Raw genomic sequence first — 15,993 nt, 5'->3', positions numbered from 1 at the left:
GGACTGTGGGGTTACTTGGCGTCCATGAGTACCTGCATAATAACCGGGCACTGCTGCGCCGACTGGTAGCCTACCTTGGAGCCCAGGCTACGCAGTTTGTCACTGTCGCTCATAGCGTTAGGGCCATAGACCTGCTCAATCTCGCTGGCGTGGGCCTTGAAGCTGGTTTCCAGCTGCTCCGATACCACTTTCAGCCGCTTTTCCTGGGGCAGTGCTTTCAGCTCCTTCTGGCGGGGCGTAATGCTGGCGCAGAATTCTGTGGCCAGGCTATTCACCAGCTTGGTTTCATCGGTGCCGGCGGGTTTGAACTGGGCGCTGCCCTGGCCGCTCATTGCCGCAAACAGGGGCCGGCTGACTTCACACTCCTGCCCCATTTGCAGGCCAATTTTCCGGCCCAGCTTCTCTCCATAAGCTCGGGCATTGGTGGGGTCTTGGGTGAAGCGGGCCAGTAGCTCGGGCTCGTTGGCGGCGCTGGCCATCAGCAGCTTGCTGAACAGCTGGGTGGCCTCCTCCTTGGTAAGGCTGGCCAGGGCCTTCTTCTTGTTTTCCTGCTGCAGCTGCGTACACATGCTGGCCGAAATACGCTGCACCATCTTCTGCTCCGAGACACTATCAGCTGCCGCAGTTTGGGCCAGGCCCCGGAAAGCAGTGCTACTTACACTCAGCAACAATACAACACGAATAATCCAGTTTTTCATAGCCTAAAGATAGGTGGCTGGGCAGTGCGAACAAACAGCGCGGCTGGCCGGCTAACAATCTTTAATAGTGTACTGGATATTCAAACTATTTTATAGAAGTTTGCGGTGACCTAGCAACCATCTTAACGGCTCTATACTCTTGCTATTGGCTGCTTTTCGCCGCCCAGCTTTTATCATCCGTTTTAGTTCTCATTCCCCTATGCCTTCGTTTCTTACACGTACTCTGCTGGTAGCGGCCCCGCTGCTGGCCTTTGGCCGGGTGCAGGCCCAGTCCAATGTGCTCAAGCTGGATATTTTTCAGCCCATTGTAAACACGGCCGCCCTATCCTACGAGCATAAGCTCACGGAATCGAGCAGCTTTCAGCTGGGCATTTCGCTCACGGCCAACTACCGGGAGGATGGCTATGATTTCGGTAGCTCCTACGAAGGGCGTAAAACGTCGGGGTTTGGTATTATCCCGGAATACCGGTTCTACCTGTCGGAAAAGCATCCGGCCATGGAAGGCTTTTACGTGGCGCCCTTTCTGCGCTACCAGCACCTCAACCAGTCGGGACAGTACTCCAGCTACGACCCTATTACAAATACTGTCACCTACCGCAACGCCGACGCATCGTTGAATGCCTTCGGCGGCGGGGTAGTTGTTGGCCGCCATTGGATTTTCAAGCAGCGGTTTTCCCTGGACGCCCTGCTGGGGCCGTCCTACATGGTTTCCGGTGTTACATCCAACGACCCGAACGTGGACAAGGATAGCTTCCTGGGCTTTTACGAAGGCAATAACTACGGCATCCGGGGGGCCGTTACCTTCGGTATTGCTTTCTAGCAACTCTGTAACCAGCATGTGAGGCCTCCACTGTCCCGCCCGTTGGCTCATACCTTTGCTCCCAATATTTCTCTCTTCATACCCTATGAAAAAAATCCTACTCGCTGCTACGCTTGTAGCTGCCTCCGCTACTTCTGCCCTGGCGCAGAATAACGTAGTGAAAGTCAATATTTTTAGCCCTCTGGTGAAAACCGGCTCGTTCTTTTACGAGCATAAGCTGACCGACAATAGCAGCCTGCAACTGGGTGCCTTGTTCACCAGCTGGAAAATAGATGGCAACAGCACCAAAGTATCCGGCTTTGCTCTTACGCCAGAGTACCGCTTTTATCTGTCGGAGCGTTCAACGGCTCCGGAAGGGTTTTATGTGGGGCCATTTCTGCGCTATCAAAACCTGACGCTCAAGGATACCTACGAGGATGTTACGTACGATTCCAATGGTAATGCCTATACGACCACTCAAACCGAAGAAGCCTCTCTGAACACGTTTGGCGGGGGTATAGTGGTAGGCCGTCAGTGGATTTTCAAGGAGCGTTTCGCGCTGGATCTGTTTTTAGGCCCTTCGTACAATGGGGGCTCCGTTACGATGAAAAGCTCCTCCACGGGGTCGGATAATTTTGATCCGGGGCCTTTTGATGGTTTTGGCATCCGGGCAGGAGCTACCTTCGGTATTGCTTTCTAGCAGCTTTCAGTCTGCCCAGCACGCACAAGCGCCTGTTTTCTCCAGAGGAAGCAGGCGCTTGTGCGTGATAGGTAGGCTGGGAGTTAGCTTCTCCAGCGACCCTGGGCCCGGGGGCGGCCAGTGGTTATTTCCTCCTTGGTTTCGCCTTCCGGTACTTCGCGGGTTTCAATGCGTACGGCGTGGGCTTTAGGCTGTACCTTCTGGCCAAAGGCATCGGCAAATTCCTGGGTGAATTCGGCCCCGAAAAAGATGATGAGTGCCGAATAGTTTACCCATACCAGCAGAATAATGGCTGAGCCGGCTGCCCCAAACGTGGAGCCTGGATTGGCCTGCGCAATGTAGAAGGCAATAAGATACTTGCCAATCATGAACAGGGCGGCCGTGATAAATGCGCCCACCCCCACATCCCGCCACCGAATAACGGCATCGGGCAGAAACCGGTAGATGAGGGCAAACAGCAGGCTGGTAATGAAGAGGGACAAGCTGACATCGATGAGGCGAAGCAGAACCACCGTTATTTCGGGCATGAGCCGCTGCAGGTAGCCAGTAAATACACTTAGCAGGGCGCTGATAACAAAGGAGATAAGCAGCAACAGGGCCACGCTTAATATCAGCCCAAAGGACAGGAGCCGGTCGCGCACAAACTGCCAGACGCCATTGCGGGGCTTCACCTTCAGGTTCCAGATGTCGTTGATACTTTCCTGGAGCGTTACAAAAAACGTGGTGGCAGCAAAAATCAGGGTTCCGACCCCGATAACGGCGGCAAATCCACTCCGTTCCTGCTTGTTGAACTCATTGATGCTATCCTGCATGAATTTGGCCGCATCAGTCCCTACCAAGCCCTTCATCTGCGTGAATACCTCACCGGTAATGGCCTCAGTGCCGAACACCGCGCTGGCCGCCGTAATAACGATGATAAGCAGCGGAGGCAGCGAGAAGATGGTGTAGTAGGAGAGGGCCGCAGCGTGGCGAAAGGAGTTGTTCACCATGAACTCGCTGGCCGTGGTTTTGAGGATGCTCAGGACGTCGGAAAACTTATAGTGCGTAGCCATGAAGGAGCAGGTACAGAGGGGATGCGTAGCCGGTAGTACGGGGCGAAGCCAGCGGGCGTTTGGTGGAGTTGATCAATTTTCCGTGCTTTCCGTAGAGCAAGCCAGCCTGTGGGGCTGGTGGTGTCTTGCGGTTTCGTTTCGTTTTTTTTGTTCTGCCGATGCGTGTATTTCTGATTACTGTTCTGCTGGCTTTGCCGGAGCTGGCGCTTTGCCAAACGGTGGCTAAACACCCGGTGGCCAAAGTCGGGAAGGGCTCCTATCCCGCTGCGGCGGGCTTCGACCAAGCCGGGTCCGATGCCCGGGCCATTGCGCTGGCCGACCGGGTGATGCAGGCCATGGGGGGCTACCCGGCCTGGCAACAGACCCGCCTGCTGGGCTGGGATTTTCTGGATGGCTCCTACCAGCTCTGGGACAAGCAAACCAACGACTTTCGCTGGCAGAAAGACAGTACAGTGGCCGTGTACAACCTGAGCAGCAAGCAGGGCAAAGCATACCGCAGCGGCAGGGATATTTCGGCTACGCCCGAAGGGCAGAAGCTGCTGGGCAGAATGTATCCGGTATGGGTAAATAACTCCTGGTGGCTGCTCATGCCCTTTAAGCTCAAGGACTCGGGCGTAACCCTCACCTACAAAGGCCCCGGCAAACTCATGGACGGCACGCCCGCGGAGGTGCTGAATATGACCTTCAAGAACGTAGGCGTAACGCCCGATAACAAATACGAGGTCTATATCAATCCGAAAACCAACCTGATGGAAGAGTGGGCTTATTTCCCCAAGGCTACTGATGCACAGCCCGCTTTCCGGCGCCGCTGGACGGGCTACCAGCAGTACAACGGTATTATGCTGGCCACCGACCGCACCGACGGAAAAGACGGGCGCAAGCTGGGCCATATTTCGGCCTTCAGCAACGTACCCGCCGGCCTTATGCAAAACCCCAGGCCGGTTGAGAAGCTGTAGAGTATAGGGTACGCCCAGCGCCCTGCTGCTGAGAGCAGAGTGGCTAGGGCTACTCCTTTGCCAGTTCCCACTGCTGGGTTTCAATAGGGGCTTCGCGCAGCGCCTCGGCCAGCTCGGCGTCGGTGGCAAACTGCAGCTGGCGCAGCACCGAAGCCTCTACGCTCACCTTAAACCGGGCTTCGCGGAAGGGCCAGGGTCGCACGTGCACCGGCCCGCCCTCGGCGGAACACAGCACCTCGTAGCGGCGGCCGTCGGGGCCGTGGTAAATTTCCAGGGCACGGCCCATTTCGGGTAACTCCTGGCGGCAGAGAATGAGGCTGAGCCGGTCGCACCAGTGCAGGAGGGTGTAGGCCTGGTCGGCGGCTGATTTTGTAAGCTTGAGCTCCCGCCGCCAGGTTTTCTGCTTGGCCCGCTGCTCATCCAGGAAGGCATCGGTTTCCGGCTTTTGGCCCCGCAGGCTTTCGTAGAGGGTACTTAGGTGCATACTGGTAAGCAAACTGCGCCAGCGGCCCTGAAAGCGGGCGGCCCGCATGAGGCGGGTAGCCTGCTCCAGAGAAAATTCTTTCATGGTAAAGTTGGCCGGGGCCCCCGCCGGCGTCAGGCCGTAGTGGCCGGTCCAGTCGGCCTGCTCGTCGTCGTGCTGGGCGGCGGCGGCCAGCAAGCCCACCCAGTAGTCGGGGGGCAGCAAGGCGGGCCACTGGTGCAGGAGCTGGGCCGCCAGCAGGGCGTGAGCCTGCTGGTAGATAATCTGCCAGCCGGCGGGCGTGTGATTCACAATCATAAGAAGTTAGTGCAGCGTATTACCGGGGAGGCTGCTGGGTATTACGGAAGCTGGCGCTACAACGATACGCGCCCAAGAGTGGCGGGGTGCCTTTGCTTCGCGTTTCACCTGCAGCCATACTCCAGGCTACTTTATGTACATGAAGTAAACGCTTCGCGCTACGGCTTTATCAGCAACCAAAACGCCCCACCGGATGAGGTGGGGCGTGTGAAAATTCAAACAGTCAACTAATTCAGGACGTAGACGAGGCAGCAGCTATACGTTGCAGGAATTGCGCTGTCCAATACGCATCTAACCCAACTTCAACCATACCAACCTGAAATAAGCCTGGTGTGTATTCGGTTTCGCTCAAGCGCGTAGCCTGAAACGACTCCGGCGGCTGGAGCAGCTCAATATGGCTGTACGGGATTCTGACGAGCGAAGAAAAGCCCATGTTGTTGCGGATGACCACATCCTGCGCGTCGAAGCCAATATGAAGTATATCGTTATACCATATCCCCCCGATGCGGGCAGAAAACGGTACCATACGCAACACCCCGTGCGAACTTTCATATTGGTCTAGCAGCTGCGCCCAGCCGGCCTGAAATGGGTTGGCCGCCCGCAGAGTACCATAGTAGCGCCGGATGATAGTGCGTCCGAACCAATATAGCCCCGCCACAACGGCGGCGTTTACAGCCAGTCCTACTACAAATCCGAACATACTGCCCCGGCTCAGTAACTTACGGTTCTACTTCAGTACCACGGCTTCCTTCAGGTGGAGCAGCATGTCGTCGGTCATTTTATCCAGCGTGAACTGGGGCTGCCAGTTCCAGTCCTGGCGGGCCTGGGTGTCGTCGATGCTGGCGGGCCAGGAGTCGGCAATCTGCTGGCGCTGGTCGGGCTGGTAGCTTACCCGGAAATCGGGGTAGTGACGCTGAATGCTGCGGGTAATTTCTTCGGGGGAGAAGCTCATGGCCCCCAGGTTGTAGCTGCTGCGCACCGTGATGTTGTCGGCCGGGGCGTGCATCAGGTCCAGGGTGGCCTTCAGCGCATCGGGCATGTACATCATGGGCAGGTAGGTGTCTTCCTTCAGAAAGCACTCATAGCTCTCCCCGGCTACAGCTTTGTGGTAGATGTCCACGGCGTAGTCGGTGGTGCCACCACCGGGCAGGCTCTTGTAGCCGATGAGGCCGGGGTAGCGCAGGCTGCGCACATCCAGGCCATGCTTGCGGAAGTACCACTCGCACCACTGCTCCCCGGCCAGCTTGCTGATGCCATACACCGTATTAGGATTCATAACGGTGAGCTGGGGCGTGTGTTGGCGCGGGGTGTCGGGCCCGAACACGGCAATGCTGCTGGGCCAGTATACCTGCTGTACGCCCAGGTCAACGGCCGCATCCAGCACGTGAAACAGCCCATCCATGTTCAGCTGCCAGCCAAACTTGGGATTTTTCTCGGCCGTGGCCGAGAGCAAGGCCGCCAGGTGATACACCTGCCGGGGCTTGTACTGGCGGATTACTTCTTCCAGGCGGTTTTTGTCCAGCACATCCAGCTGCTCGAAGGGGCCAGCCTGAGCCGTTTCGGCATCTTTAGGTACGCGCACGTCGGCTGCTACCACATGGGAAGCACCGTACAGCTGCCGCAGCTCGTGGGTAAGCTCCAGGCCCAGCTGTCCGCCGGCGCCAATAACGAGGATGGTGTCGCCGGGGGTGGAGGCGGCGGAAGTGCTGGATGTAGCCATTCGGGGGGTGGTGAAGAGAAATAGGGTGGTGAAGGAATGCAAAGATACGGGCCCGGCAGAGTTTAGGGGATGCCGCAGTAACGCGAACTTTATAGTTCGCGTCCCCAAGCGGTTCAGGTAATTTCGTTTGGGCGGTGTGCGGGCCTGAGCTACCCGGTTGGCGCCCAAGCGTTGGGGGCCGGCTGCAACTTCCTCGGTATCTTCGGGCTCCTGCTGCTAACCTACTCCTGTCCCTCGTTTATGCGCTACTGCCTCTTCCTTATCCTGCTGCTGAGCTCCTTGCCGCTGCTGGCCCAGCCTACCGCCCGGCCCGTGTACCGCAACCTAATAATGGAGGGGGGCGGCATTCGGGGCGTAGCCTACGGCGGGGCCCTGGAAGAACTGCAAAAGCAAGGTGTGCTCGATAGCCTGCGGCGGGTGGGTGGCACCTCGGCCGGGGCCATTCAGGCGGCGCTGCTGGCCGTGGGTTACTCTCCCCAGGAAATTATTGAGGTGGTGAACAATACGCCCATTCAGCGCTTCAACGACGGCCGGTTTATGTTCATTGGAGGCAGCCACCGCCTCACCAAGCAATTTGGCTGGTACCGCGGCGACGCCCTTACGCAGCACATGATGCAGCTGGTGGCCCGCAAAACCAACCGCCCCAACCTCACGCTGCTGGAGCTGCACGAACTGGCCCGGCAGCAGCCCGGCCGCTTCCGTGACCTGTACACCACCGGTACCAACCTCACCCAGCAGCGTATTCAGGTGTTCAGCTACGAAACCAACCCTACCATGCGCGTCGCCGATGCCGTGCGCATCAGCATGAGTATTCCGCTGTATTTTCGGGCTGTGCTGCTCGATGCCCAAGGCAACGTGATTCAGGGTAAGCCGCAAAAGGGCCAGCCGGTACAGGTACTGGTTGACGGGGGCCTGCTGGCTAACTACCCCGTTGAGCTGTTTGATTATCCACGCTACCTGCCTACCCAGCTTTCCGCTTCCATTACCAAGCCCGACGCCAGCGGCCGGGTGTACAACCCCGAAACGCTGGGGTTACGCCTGGATAGGGCTGAGCAAATTGCCTGCGACACGCTGCCTACCGGCCGGCAGGAGTTGGCTCCGTATGATATCAACGGGTTTGGTAGCTACATAGCGGCCCTGTACAACCTCACGGAGGAAACCCTCAACCCCACCCGGGCTCAGGACTGGCGCCGCACCATCAGCATCAACACGGCGGGCTTCGCCCCCAAAATCAAGCGTATGCCCGACGCCGACAAGCAACGCCTCATGGCCAGCGGCCGGGAAGGGGTACGGACATTTTTTACGCGGTGATTTTCCTTCGCGTGGCAACCTTTTCGCGCAAACCCGTATGTTGACAATGCGCTGACAGACAGCTGGTACGCCACGCAAACGGCGGCCGGAGCCGAAGCGCCAGCCGCCACCCTACGGATGTCCGAGCAGGTGGCTCACCACCGCCCGGATTGCGCCGCTGAGAACTGCTTAACACAATTCCAGGGCAACAGGAAACCAACCGGCCTTGCCGGTGTGTTTCCGCTTCGCACGCTTACCCATAACCTCGTTCGGTTGAGGGTGTGCATATCAGCAACTTCCTGAAGCCCTGGCAGGTCCACCTGCCGGGGCTTCGTTTTTTACAAGACAATGCGTTAGCGGGGTGACAACCGTGCAAATAGGATAAAGATAGCGCCCGAATTCACGAAGAGCCACTGTCATTCCGAATAGCGCGAGGAATCCGGTTGAACCGTTGGATGATGAACCCAGATTCCTTGCACCGCTCGGAATGACAGAGGGACGGCTCTGTTATCTTTGCCCAACCTCTTCCCACCCATACCCTCTTACCCTCACACCCTAAGAAATGTACACCACCCTTCAACCCGACCTCGAAAAGCAGCTTCAGGAAATCAAAGATGCCGGCCTCTACAAGAAAGAGCGGGTGATAACCTCGCCCCAGGGTGCCGAAATTGAAACCGCTGAGGCGGGGGAGGTGCTGAACTTCTGCGCCAACAACTACCTGGGCCTGTCCTCGCACCCCGAGGTAATTAAAGCAGCCAAAGAAGCCATTGACACCCACGGCTACGGCATGTCGTCGGTGCGCTTTATCTGCGGCACTCAGGATATTCATAAGCAGCTGGAAGCCAAGCTGGCCGAGTTCCTGGGCACCGAGGATACCATTCTATACGCGGCAGCTTTTGATGCCAATGGTGGCGTGTTCGAGCCTTTGTTTAATGAGCAGGATGCCATTATTTCTGATGCCCTGAACCACGCTTCCATTATTGATGGGGTGCGCCTGTGCAAAGCTCAGCGCTACCGCTATGCCCACAATGACATGGCGGACCTGGAAAAGCAGCTTCAGGATGCCCAGGAGAAAGGCACCCGCCACCGCATCATCGTCACGGACGGCTCGTTCTCCATGGACGGCACCATCGCCCAACTCGACAAAATCTGCGACCTGGCCGACAAGTACGAGGCGCTGGTCATGATTGACGAGTGCCACTCGATGGGCTTTCTGGGCAAAACCGGCCGGGGCACCCACGAGTACCGCAACGTGCTGGGCCGCGTGGATATCATTACCGGCACGCTGGGCAAAGCCTTGGGTGGGGCCATGGGCGGCTTCACCTCGGGCCGCAAGGAAATCATTGATATGCTGCGCCAGCGCAGCCGGCCTTACCTGTTCAGCAATACCCTCGCGCCCGCCATTGTGGGGGCCAGTTTGCGGGTGCTGGAGTTGCTCACGGAAAGCACCGAGCTCCGCGACCAGCTGGAGGAAAACACCAAATATTTCCGCGCCAAAATGACGGAAGCCGGCTTCGATATCAAGCCCGGTGAGCACCCCATTGTGCCCGTGATGCTCTATGATGCCAAGCTGGCCCAGGAATTCGCCGCCAAAATGCTCGACAAAGGCATCTACGTGGTAGGCTTCTACTTCCCGGTAGTGCCCAAAGGCCAGGCCCGCATCCGGGTGCAGCTCTCCGCCGCCCACACCCGCGCGCATATAGATAAGGCCATTGCTGCGTTTATTGAGGTAGGCAAGGAGCTGGAAGTGCTGAAGTAACTGCCAGAGCATACAAAGTAATTCACCCATCTACCAATAAAACACATAACGTTTTATTGGTGGATGGGTGAATTACTTTTTGAAGCTGTTTAGAAAGTCGAAAGCACGTCATGCTGAGCTTGTCGAAGCATCTCTACCGCTTCATTAGGGTCGTTCAACAAAGCGGTAAAGATGCTTCGACAAGCTCAGCATGACGTTCTGAGTTGTTCTGTTAGACTTTCTAAACAGCTTCTTTGGCAGTGAAACTGTACCGAATAATGCACACGCCGGTTTTAGCACTGGGAGCCAGATTAACCTTCCCGGTCAACTTACCATTCTTGTCAATTATGAAAACTATTTGTCGTGCTGGTTCGGTATCTGTGCCGGATGAGAACCGGTTGAAATAATACTGATTGTCCTTAAAGTTTCCTGTTAGGTCAATCATACTTGGTGTCGACAAAGTATATCCATCTTGATTCTGAGAAATAGTCCAAATCTGATTCTCGGGTTCACCTGTTGGAAATTCTTGGATGCCTGATGGTCCACTACAGTAGTTCTCAGTGCTAATAAGTGTAACCTGCCATGTGCCAATTACACCAAAAGTTGATTTTGATTGAGAAAAATTGCTAACCACACACAACAGGGTTGTTAGCACAGAGGAAATAACTCTTTTTATCATGAGGTATAAGTAGCGTTTGTAGTATTCTCACGCCGCTACTTCCGCTGCCGTAGCACCAGCGGCAGCTGGCTTAGGAGCAGCGTCAAACAGGAACTCGTTGAGGCGGGCGCGCAAGTCGGCGGGGGCCAGGTTGCGGAATACCTCCCCACCGCGCACCAGGGAAATCTGGCTGGTTTCCTCACTCACCACCAGTACAATAGCATCGGTTACCTCGGTGAGGCCGATGGCGGCCCGGTGGCGCAGGCCCATAGAGGCCGGTACATCGGGGTTTTCGCTGACGGGCAGAATGCAGCGCGCCGCCTTAATGCGGCCGTTGCTGATGATAACGGCCCCATCGTGCAGGGGGCTGGTTTTGTTGAAGATGCTCATGAGCAGGCGCTTGCTCACGGCGGCATCAATCAGGTCGCCGGAGTCGGCGAAGAACTTAAGGTCGGAGGCCATACTAAAGGCAATGAGGGCCCCGGTTTGCTTGCCGGCTAGGCTTTTGGCGGCCTCCATGAAGGGGGCAATGTTCATGCGCTCCTGCGTGGGCTCGCGCCGCCACGGAAACACCCGCAGCCGGTTGCCGAAGGAGGTAGCTTTGCCCACATTCAGCAAAAACCGCCGGATTTCCTGCTGAAATAAAATAATACCCGCCAGTACGCCCACACTCATAAACTGCCCTAGGATGCTGGTAAGCAACTCCATGCCGGCCGCTTTCACCACCAGGTAAAACAGGTAGAGCGACATGAACCCCAGGAACACCTTCAAGGCTACGCTGCCCGTCAGCAGTTTGTACAGCTGATAGAACAAAGCCGTGACCAGTAGCACGTCCACGACGTCTATCCAGCCAATGCGCAGGAAGCCGATGGAGAAGGAGCCTATCACGGGGAAATAGAAGGAAAGGTGTTGATTACCAGTTGAATGGTTTGGCGGGCTTCCGCTACATCATGTACGCGCAGCAGCTGGGCACCGTTGAGTACCGCCAGGGTATTGACGCTAATGGTACCAGGTAGGGCTGCATCAGGGGTAAGGCCGAGCGGTTTGTACACCATGCTTTTGCGCGAGAGGCCCGCCAGAATGGGCAGCCCCAGCACTTGCAGCTCCCGCAGCCGCCGCAGCAGCTCGTAGCCTTGGGCAGGAGTTTTGGCAAACCCAAAGCCGGGGTCCAGCACCACATCCGTCACGCCGTGGTGGCGCAGCTCTTGGAGCTTGTCGCGGAAGTAGCGCACCAGCTCCAGTACCAGGTCATCGGTGTACTGCGTGAGCTGGGTCATGGTATGGGGGGTGCCGCGCATATGCATCAGAATGTAGGGCACACCCAGGCGGCCGGCCGTCGGCAGCATCTGCTCATCCAGCTGACCCCCGCTTACGTCGTTCAGTATATCGGCACCAGCCGCCACGGCTTCGGCGGCCACCCCGGCCCGAAACGTGTCCACTGAAATAAAGGCTTCCGGAAACGCCTGGCGCACGGCTGCCACGGCGGGCAGCAGGCGGCGCTTTTCTTCGTCGGGGCTGATATCGTCGGCCCCGGGCCGGGTGGAATAGCCGCCCAGGTCGAGCACGGCGGCTCCCTCGCGCAGCATCTGCTCGGCGCGGCGCAGCAGGTCGTCCAGGCTGCCGATGCGGTTGCCTTCAAAGAAGGAATCCGGCGTCAGATTGAGGATGCCCATTACCTGGGGGCGGCGCAGATCCAGCACCCGCCCACCGGGGCAGCGTAGCGTCAGCCTCGGGGAAAAGCATGTATCTTGCGGGGCCTGGAACATGGGTTCGGGGAAAGATAAAATTGTCAGGCAGAGCGCAGCAAAGCATCTCGCGGGCTGCCGTTTTCTGCCAGTCTGAATTACTCACGACGCGAGATGCTTCGCTTCACTCTGCCTGACCGACGGGGCGTAGACCCCTCAAAATAGCCGCAAAAACTTGGAGAATCAAACTCAGCTTGCATACGACCGGGTGATTACCCGGTGCCGGACGCTGTTTCTGGCCAAAACCCACGACTATGGCACGGCCTGGCGCATCCTGCGGTTGCCCTCCGTCACCGACCAGATTTACATCAAGGCCCAGCGCATCCGCAGCATTCAGGAAAAGGGTACCCAACTGGTAGCCGATGGGGTAGAGGAGGAGTTTGTGGCCATCATCAACTACTGCCTGATTGCCCTCATGCAGCTGCGCCTGCCCCCCGATGCTCCGCTGGAGCTGGAGCCGGCCGCCGTGGCTGAGGCCTACGATGCCCAGGTGGAAGCCAACCGCCAACTGCTGTTTGCCAAAAACCACGACTACGGCGAGGCCTGGCGGCAAATGCGCACCGAGAGCATCACGGATATTATTCTGATGAAGCTGCACCGCACCAAGCAGATTGAAGACCTCGGGGGCCTTACGCGGGTATCAGAGGGCGTAGAGGCCAACTACCGCGACATGCTGAATTACGCCGTATTTGTGCTGATTAAAATGGGCTTTGCCGAATAAAGCCGTAGCGGAGTACATAGCTTCGGGCCATACATTTGCGTAGTAGCCTCAGCGCACCTTCTTCAACCCATCTTCTCAATGTAGCCCGCGTGTAACCGAACAAGTGCCTGGTTGCGCCGCTACTCCGTTATACCACCGTTCATGAAACTACTGACCCGCATCTGCTGGCTGCTGCTGGGCATCGTGTTTATCTTCTCGGGCCTTGTGAAGCTGAACGACCCCGTTGGTACCGCCCTGAAGCTGGAGGAGTATTTTGAGGTATTTGCCAAGGATTTTGGCTCCTTCTTCACTTTCTTCATTCCCCACTCCCGCACACTCAGCATTGTGCTTAGCTCGTTGGAGGTGGTGTTGGGCGTGGCTCTGCTGCTGCGCTGGATGCTGCGCAAAACCCTGTGGGTGCTGCTGGCACTGTTAGTGTTTTTCGGGTTTCTAACTTTTTACTCGGCGGCCTTCAACAAGGTAACCGACTGCGGCTGCTTCGGCGACTTTATCAAGCTTACGCCCTGGACCTCGTTTGCCAAAGACCTGTTCCTGCTGGGCCTGTGGCTGGTGGTATTCCTGAATCAGCGCTACCTGCGCCGGGTGTTTGCCAAAGGTACCCCAGGCGTGATGTACATCACGCTGGCTTCGGCCGTGGCGGTGGGCATTGGCGTGCGGGCCCTGGGCCACCTGCCGTATTTCGATTTTCTGCCCTATAAGGTGGGCAACGATATTCCGAAGCTGATGAAGCCCCGGGAGCAGGCCAAATACCAGTACGTAATGGAACGGAACGGCGAAATGAAGACCTTCACCGACTACCCTACCGATTCTACCTGGAAGTATAAGAGCATGGAGGTGCTGAACCCGGAGGCCAGCAAGCCCGTCATCACCGATTTTTCAGTATTTGATGGGGAAGGGCAGGACCACACCCCGGCCGTGCTGAAAGGAAGCAAGCTGCTGCTCATTATTCAAAACGTGCAGGATGCCGACCGGGACCGGTTTAAGGATATCAACAAGCTGATGGAGGCCACGGCCAAGTCGCGCAAGCAGATTCAGCCGCTCATCATCACCAGCAGTAGCCCCCAGGAGTTTGATGCCTTCCGCCACGATGTGAACCTGCCCGGTACTTACTACTTTGCCGATGCCACGGTGCTCAAATCCATGATTCGCTCTAACCCCGGCTTTGTTCTGCTGCAAAACGGGGTGGTGAAAGGCAAATATCACTACCACGATATTCCGGAGGTGAGCAAGCTGGAAGAACTGCTGTAAGTCAGTTGCTGGTTGCTGGTTGTCAGTTGCTAGAACAGTGCTAACAACCAACAACCAGCAACCAGCAACCAGCAACGAAAAACCAACACCCAACAACGAATGATTGGTTTTGTACTGAGCCGTTTGTGGCAGGGCGTACTGGTACTGCTGGGCGTGGCCCTCACGGTGTTCTTCCTGTTTCAGGTGCTGCCCGGCGACCCGGTGGCCCTGCTGGCCGGTCAGCGCAGTGATGCGGCTACCCGCGCCGCCATTGCCCAGGACCTGGGCCTCGACCAGCCCTTGCCCGCTCAGTTACTGGGCTACCTTAACGATGTATCGCCGCTGGGGCTGCACCCGCGCGATTCGGTGGGCGTGGCCAAGTACGGCGGGGTGCAGCTCCTGCCGCTGGGAAAGCAGGCCCTGGTGCTCAAAACGCCGTACCTGCGTCGTTCTTTTCAGAGTAACAAGGAGGTTCTCAGCATCCTGCTCGACCACTTTACGGGCACGCTTTGGCTGGCCCTGGTGGCTATGCTGCTAGCGGCAGTAATGGGTATTGGGCTAGGTGTGGTGGCCGCGCTGCGGCCCCACTCCTGGCTGGATAGGATGTTGCTATCCACTTCGGTGCTGGGTATTTCGGTGCCTTCCTTTGTGGCGGCCATTCTTATTGCCATGACGTTTGGGTTCTACTGGAGCCACTGGACCGGCCTGAACCTGACCGGGCAGCTCTTCGAAACCGACCCGTTTACGGGCCGTCATGTAGTACTCAAAAACCTGCTGCTACCGGCCTTTGCCCTGGGCGTGCGGCCACTGGCCGTTATTGTGCAGCTTACCCGTTCCTCCATGCTGGATGTAATGAGCCAGGACTACATTCGCACGGCGCGGGCCAAGGGCCTGTCGGGCTACCGTACCGTGGTAGGGCATGCCCTCAAGAATGCTCTTAATCCGGTACTTACGGCCGTGTCGGGGTGGCTGGCGTCGCTGATGGCAGGAGCCTTTTTTATTGAGTATATTTTCAACTGGAAAGGCCTGGGTACGGTAACCCTTCGGGCCGTTGAAAACCTCGATTTTCCGGTGGTAATGGGCGCTACCATCTTTATTGCCGCCTTGTTTGTGGTTGTGAATATTGTAGTTGACGTACTGTATGCCGTGCTGGACCCCCGCGTAAAGCTGGGCTGATGGTGGGAAGCTGAGAAATGCGGGAGGTGGAGAAGGTGGATCAGGAAAGTGCGGAAGGGAAGGAGTAGCCGCAACGTGTCGCGCCCTCATTGCCTGTTTGGCCCCGGTTTACTTCTCCCAGTTTCCATTCTCCATACCCATCCGCTTTCCACGTCCTCTTCATTTCTCACATACTTATCACATTTCTCACGTCCTCCACATTTTATCCATGCGCCTGTACCTGATTGGCATGCCCGGTGCGGGCAAAACTACCCTGGGCCGGGCACTGGCCGTAGCCTACCAGCTGCCTTTTCTGGATCTGGATGAGGAAATTGTGCGGCGGGAGCAGCGGAGCGTATCCGAAATATTTGCCCAGGAAGGGGAGGAGTATTTCCGGCAGCGCGAAGCGGATGTGTTGCGCACCCTGCTAACGGAGCAGCCGCAACTGGTGCTGGCTACCGGTGGTGGTACGCCCTGCTTTCATCACAATCTGGAGTTGCTGCTGGAAACCGGCCTGACGCTGTACCTGGCCGTACCAGTGGAGGAGCTGGTGCGCCGGCTGCTGGCCGTAGCCGCCACCCGCCCGCTGCTGGCCTCGCTGCCCGATGCCAGCAGTCTGGAAACCCGTCTGCGCGAAACCTTGGAGGCCCGGCAACGGTTTTATGAGCGTGCACCGCTGCGCTGTACGGCTCCTACCTGTTCCGTAGAAACCGTACAACACCTGCTGGCCCGTTACCGTACCACGGCATAAAA

17 protein-coding genes are annotated in these 15,993 nt (G+C 57.4%); 9 read left to right on the top strand and 8 right to left on the bottom strand.

Features of this window, described 5'->3' with window-relative positions; all coding sequences use genetic code 11:
- Positions 1 to 11: 11 nt before the first annotated feature.
- A complete protein-coding gene (locus EI290_RS01630) occupies positions 12 to 698 on the bottom strand; it encodes a hypothetical protein (protein WP_125425975.1) in 687 nt (228 codons plus the stop codon).
- 199 nt (positions 699 to 897) lie between these two features.
- Here EI290_RS01630 and EI290_RS01625 point away from each other — a divergent pair, with 199 nt between their 5' ends.
- Both EI290_RS01625 and EI290_RS01620 read left to right on the top strand, forming a co-directional pair.
- Positions 898 to 1,518 carry a DUF3575 domain-containing protein gene (locus tag EI290_RS01625; protein WP_125425972.1) on the top strand — a complete coding sequence of 207 codons (621 nt, stop codon included), beginning with the start codon at positions 898 to 900 and terminating at the stop codon, positions 1,516 to 1,518.
- 85 nt (positions 1,519 to 1,603) lie between these two features.
- Entirely contained in the window at positions 1,604 to 2,197 is a 594-nt protein-coding gene (locus EI290_RS01620; RefSeq protein WP_125425969.1) for a DUF3575 domain-containing protein, read from the top strand.
- An 83-nt stretch (positions 2,198 to 2,280) separates the two neighbouring features.
- Here the strand turns inward: EI290_RS01620 and EI290_RS01615 are convergent, their stop codons facing one another.
- Complete coding sequence (locus EI290_RS01615; RefSeq protein ID WP_125425966.1) at positions 2,281 to 3,249, bottom strand: YihY/virulence factor BrkB family protein; 969 nt, start codon at positions 3,247 to 3,249, stop codon at positions 2,281 to 2,283.
- 158 nt (positions 3,250 to 3,407) lie between these two features.
- Here EI290_RS01615 and EI290_RS01610 point away from each other — a divergent pair, with 158 nt between their 5' ends.
- Positions 3,408 to 4,205: a DUF6503 family protein gene (locus tag EI290_RS01610; protein ID WP_125425963.1), complete on the top strand. Its 798-nt coding sequence runs from the start codon at positions 3,408 to 3,410 to the stop codon at positions 4,203 to 4,205.
- A 49-nt stretch (positions 4,206 to 4,254) separates the two neighbouring features.
- Here the strand turns inward: EI290_RS01610 and EI290_RS01605 are convergent, their stop codons facing one another.
- From EI290_RS01605 to EI290_RS01595, 3 genes are all read right to left on the bottom strand, one after another.
- Entirely contained in the window at positions 4,255 to 4,980 is a 726-nt protein-coding gene (locus EI290_RS01605) for a DUF3891 family protein (RefSeq protein WP_185816794.1), read from the bottom strand.
- 238 nt (positions 4,981 to 5,218) lie between these two features.
- A complete protein-coding gene (locus tag EI290_RS01600; RefSeq protein WP_125425957.1) occupies positions 5,219 to 5,686 on the bottom strand; it encodes a hypothetical protein in 468 nt (155 codons plus the stop codon).
- Between the two features lie 27 nt (positions 5,687 to 5,713).
- Positions 5,714 to 6,706, bottom strand: a complete 993-nt coding sequence (locus EI290_RS01595) for an NAD-dependent epimerase/dehydratase family protein (protein ID WP_125425954.1) — start codon at positions 6,704 to 6,706, stop codon at positions 5,714 to 5,716.
- Positions 6,707 to 6,946: 240 nt separating this feature from the next.
- On the opposite strand from EI290_RS01595, the gene EI290_RS01590 reads away from it, so the two are divergent.
- Both EI290_RS01590 and kbl read left to right on the top strand, forming a co-directional pair.
- The gene (locus tag EI290_RS01590) at positions 6,947 to 8,017 is read left to right on the top strand and encodes a patatin-like phospholipase family protein (protein WP_125425951.1); all 1,071 of its coding nucleotides are present in this window, start codon (positions 6,947 to 6,949) and stop codon (positions 8,015 to 8,017) included.
- Positions 8,018 to 8,558: 541 nt separating this feature from the next.
- Positions 8,559 to 9,755: a glycine C-acetyltransferase gene (gene kbl, locus EI290_RS01585; RefSeq protein WP_125425948.1), complete on the top strand. Its 1,197-nt coding sequence runs from the start codon at positions 8,559 to 8,561 to the stop codon at positions 9,753 to 9,755.
- A 220-nt stretch (positions 9,756 to 9,975) separates the two neighbouring features.
- Here the strand turns inward: kbl and EI290_RS22230 are convergent, their stop codons facing one another.
- The 3 genes from EI290_RS22230 to folP are packed head-to-tail and all read right to left on the bottom strand — an operon-like array spanning position 9,976 to position 12,158.
- Complete coding sequence (locus EI290_RS22230; RefSeq protein WP_148103615.1) at positions 9,976 to 10,413, bottom strand: hypothetical protein; 438 nt, start codon at positions 10,411 to 10,413, stop codon at positions 9,976 to 9,978.
- Between the two features lie 27 nt (positions 10,414 to 10,440).
- Positions 10,441 to 11,280: a diadenylate cyclase CdaA gene (gene cdaA, locus EI290_RS01580; protein ID WP_125425945.1), complete on the bottom strand. Its 840-nt coding sequence runs from the start codon at positions 11,278 to 11,280 to the stop codon at positions 10,441 to 10,443.
- Positions 11,277 to 12,158: a dihydropteroate synthase gene (folP, locus tag EI290_RS01575; RefSeq protein ID WP_125425943.1), complete on the bottom strand. Its 882-nt coding sequence runs from the start codon at positions 12,156 to 12,158 to the stop codon at positions 11,277 to 11,279. Before folP ends, cdaA begins: the two co-directional genes overlap by 4 nt.
- Positions 12,159 to 12,312: 154 nt before the next feature.
- Here folP and EI290_RS01570 point away from each other — a divergent pair, with 154 nt between their 5' ends.
- From EI290_RS01570 to EI290_RS01555, 4 genes are all read left to right on the top strand, one after another.
- Positions 12,313 to 12,858: a DUF1599 domain-containing protein gene (locus EI290_RS01570; RefSeq protein WP_125425941.1), complete on the top strand. Its 546-nt coding sequence runs from the start codon at positions 12,313 to 12,315 to the stop codon at positions 12,856 to 12,858.
- Between the two features lie 141 nt (positions 12,859 to 12,999).
- A complete protein-coding gene (locus tag EI290_RS01565; protein ID WP_125425939.1) occupies positions 13,000 to 14,106 on the top strand; it encodes a BT_3928 family protein in 1,107 nt (368 codons plus the stop codon).
- Positions 14,107 to 14,205: 99 nt separating this feature from the next.
- Positions 14,206 to 15,261 carry an ABC transporter permease gene (locus EI290_RS01560; protein ID WP_125425937.1) on the top strand — a complete coding sequence of 352 codons (1,056 nt, stop codon included), beginning with the start codon at positions 14,206 to 14,208 and terminating at the stop codon, positions 15,259 to 15,261.
- A 208-nt stretch (positions 15,262 to 15,469) separates the two neighbouring features.
- A complete protein-coding gene (locus EI290_RS01555; RefSeq protein ID WP_125425935.1) occupies positions 15,470 to 15,991 on the top strand; it encodes a shikimate kinase in 522 nt (173 codons plus the stop codon).
- Positions 15,992 to 15,993 lie beyond the last annotated feature (2 nt).

Origin of the sequence: Hymenobacter metallilatus (genome assembly GCF_003944705.1) — a bacterium.
Classification (GTDB): domain Bacteria; phylum Bacteroidota; class Bacteroidia; order Cytophagales; family Hymenobacteraceae; genus Hymenobacter; species Hymenobacter metallilatus.
Note: the sequence above shows the minus strand (reverse complement) of the source record. Positions and strands in the feature narration are given on the sequence as shown.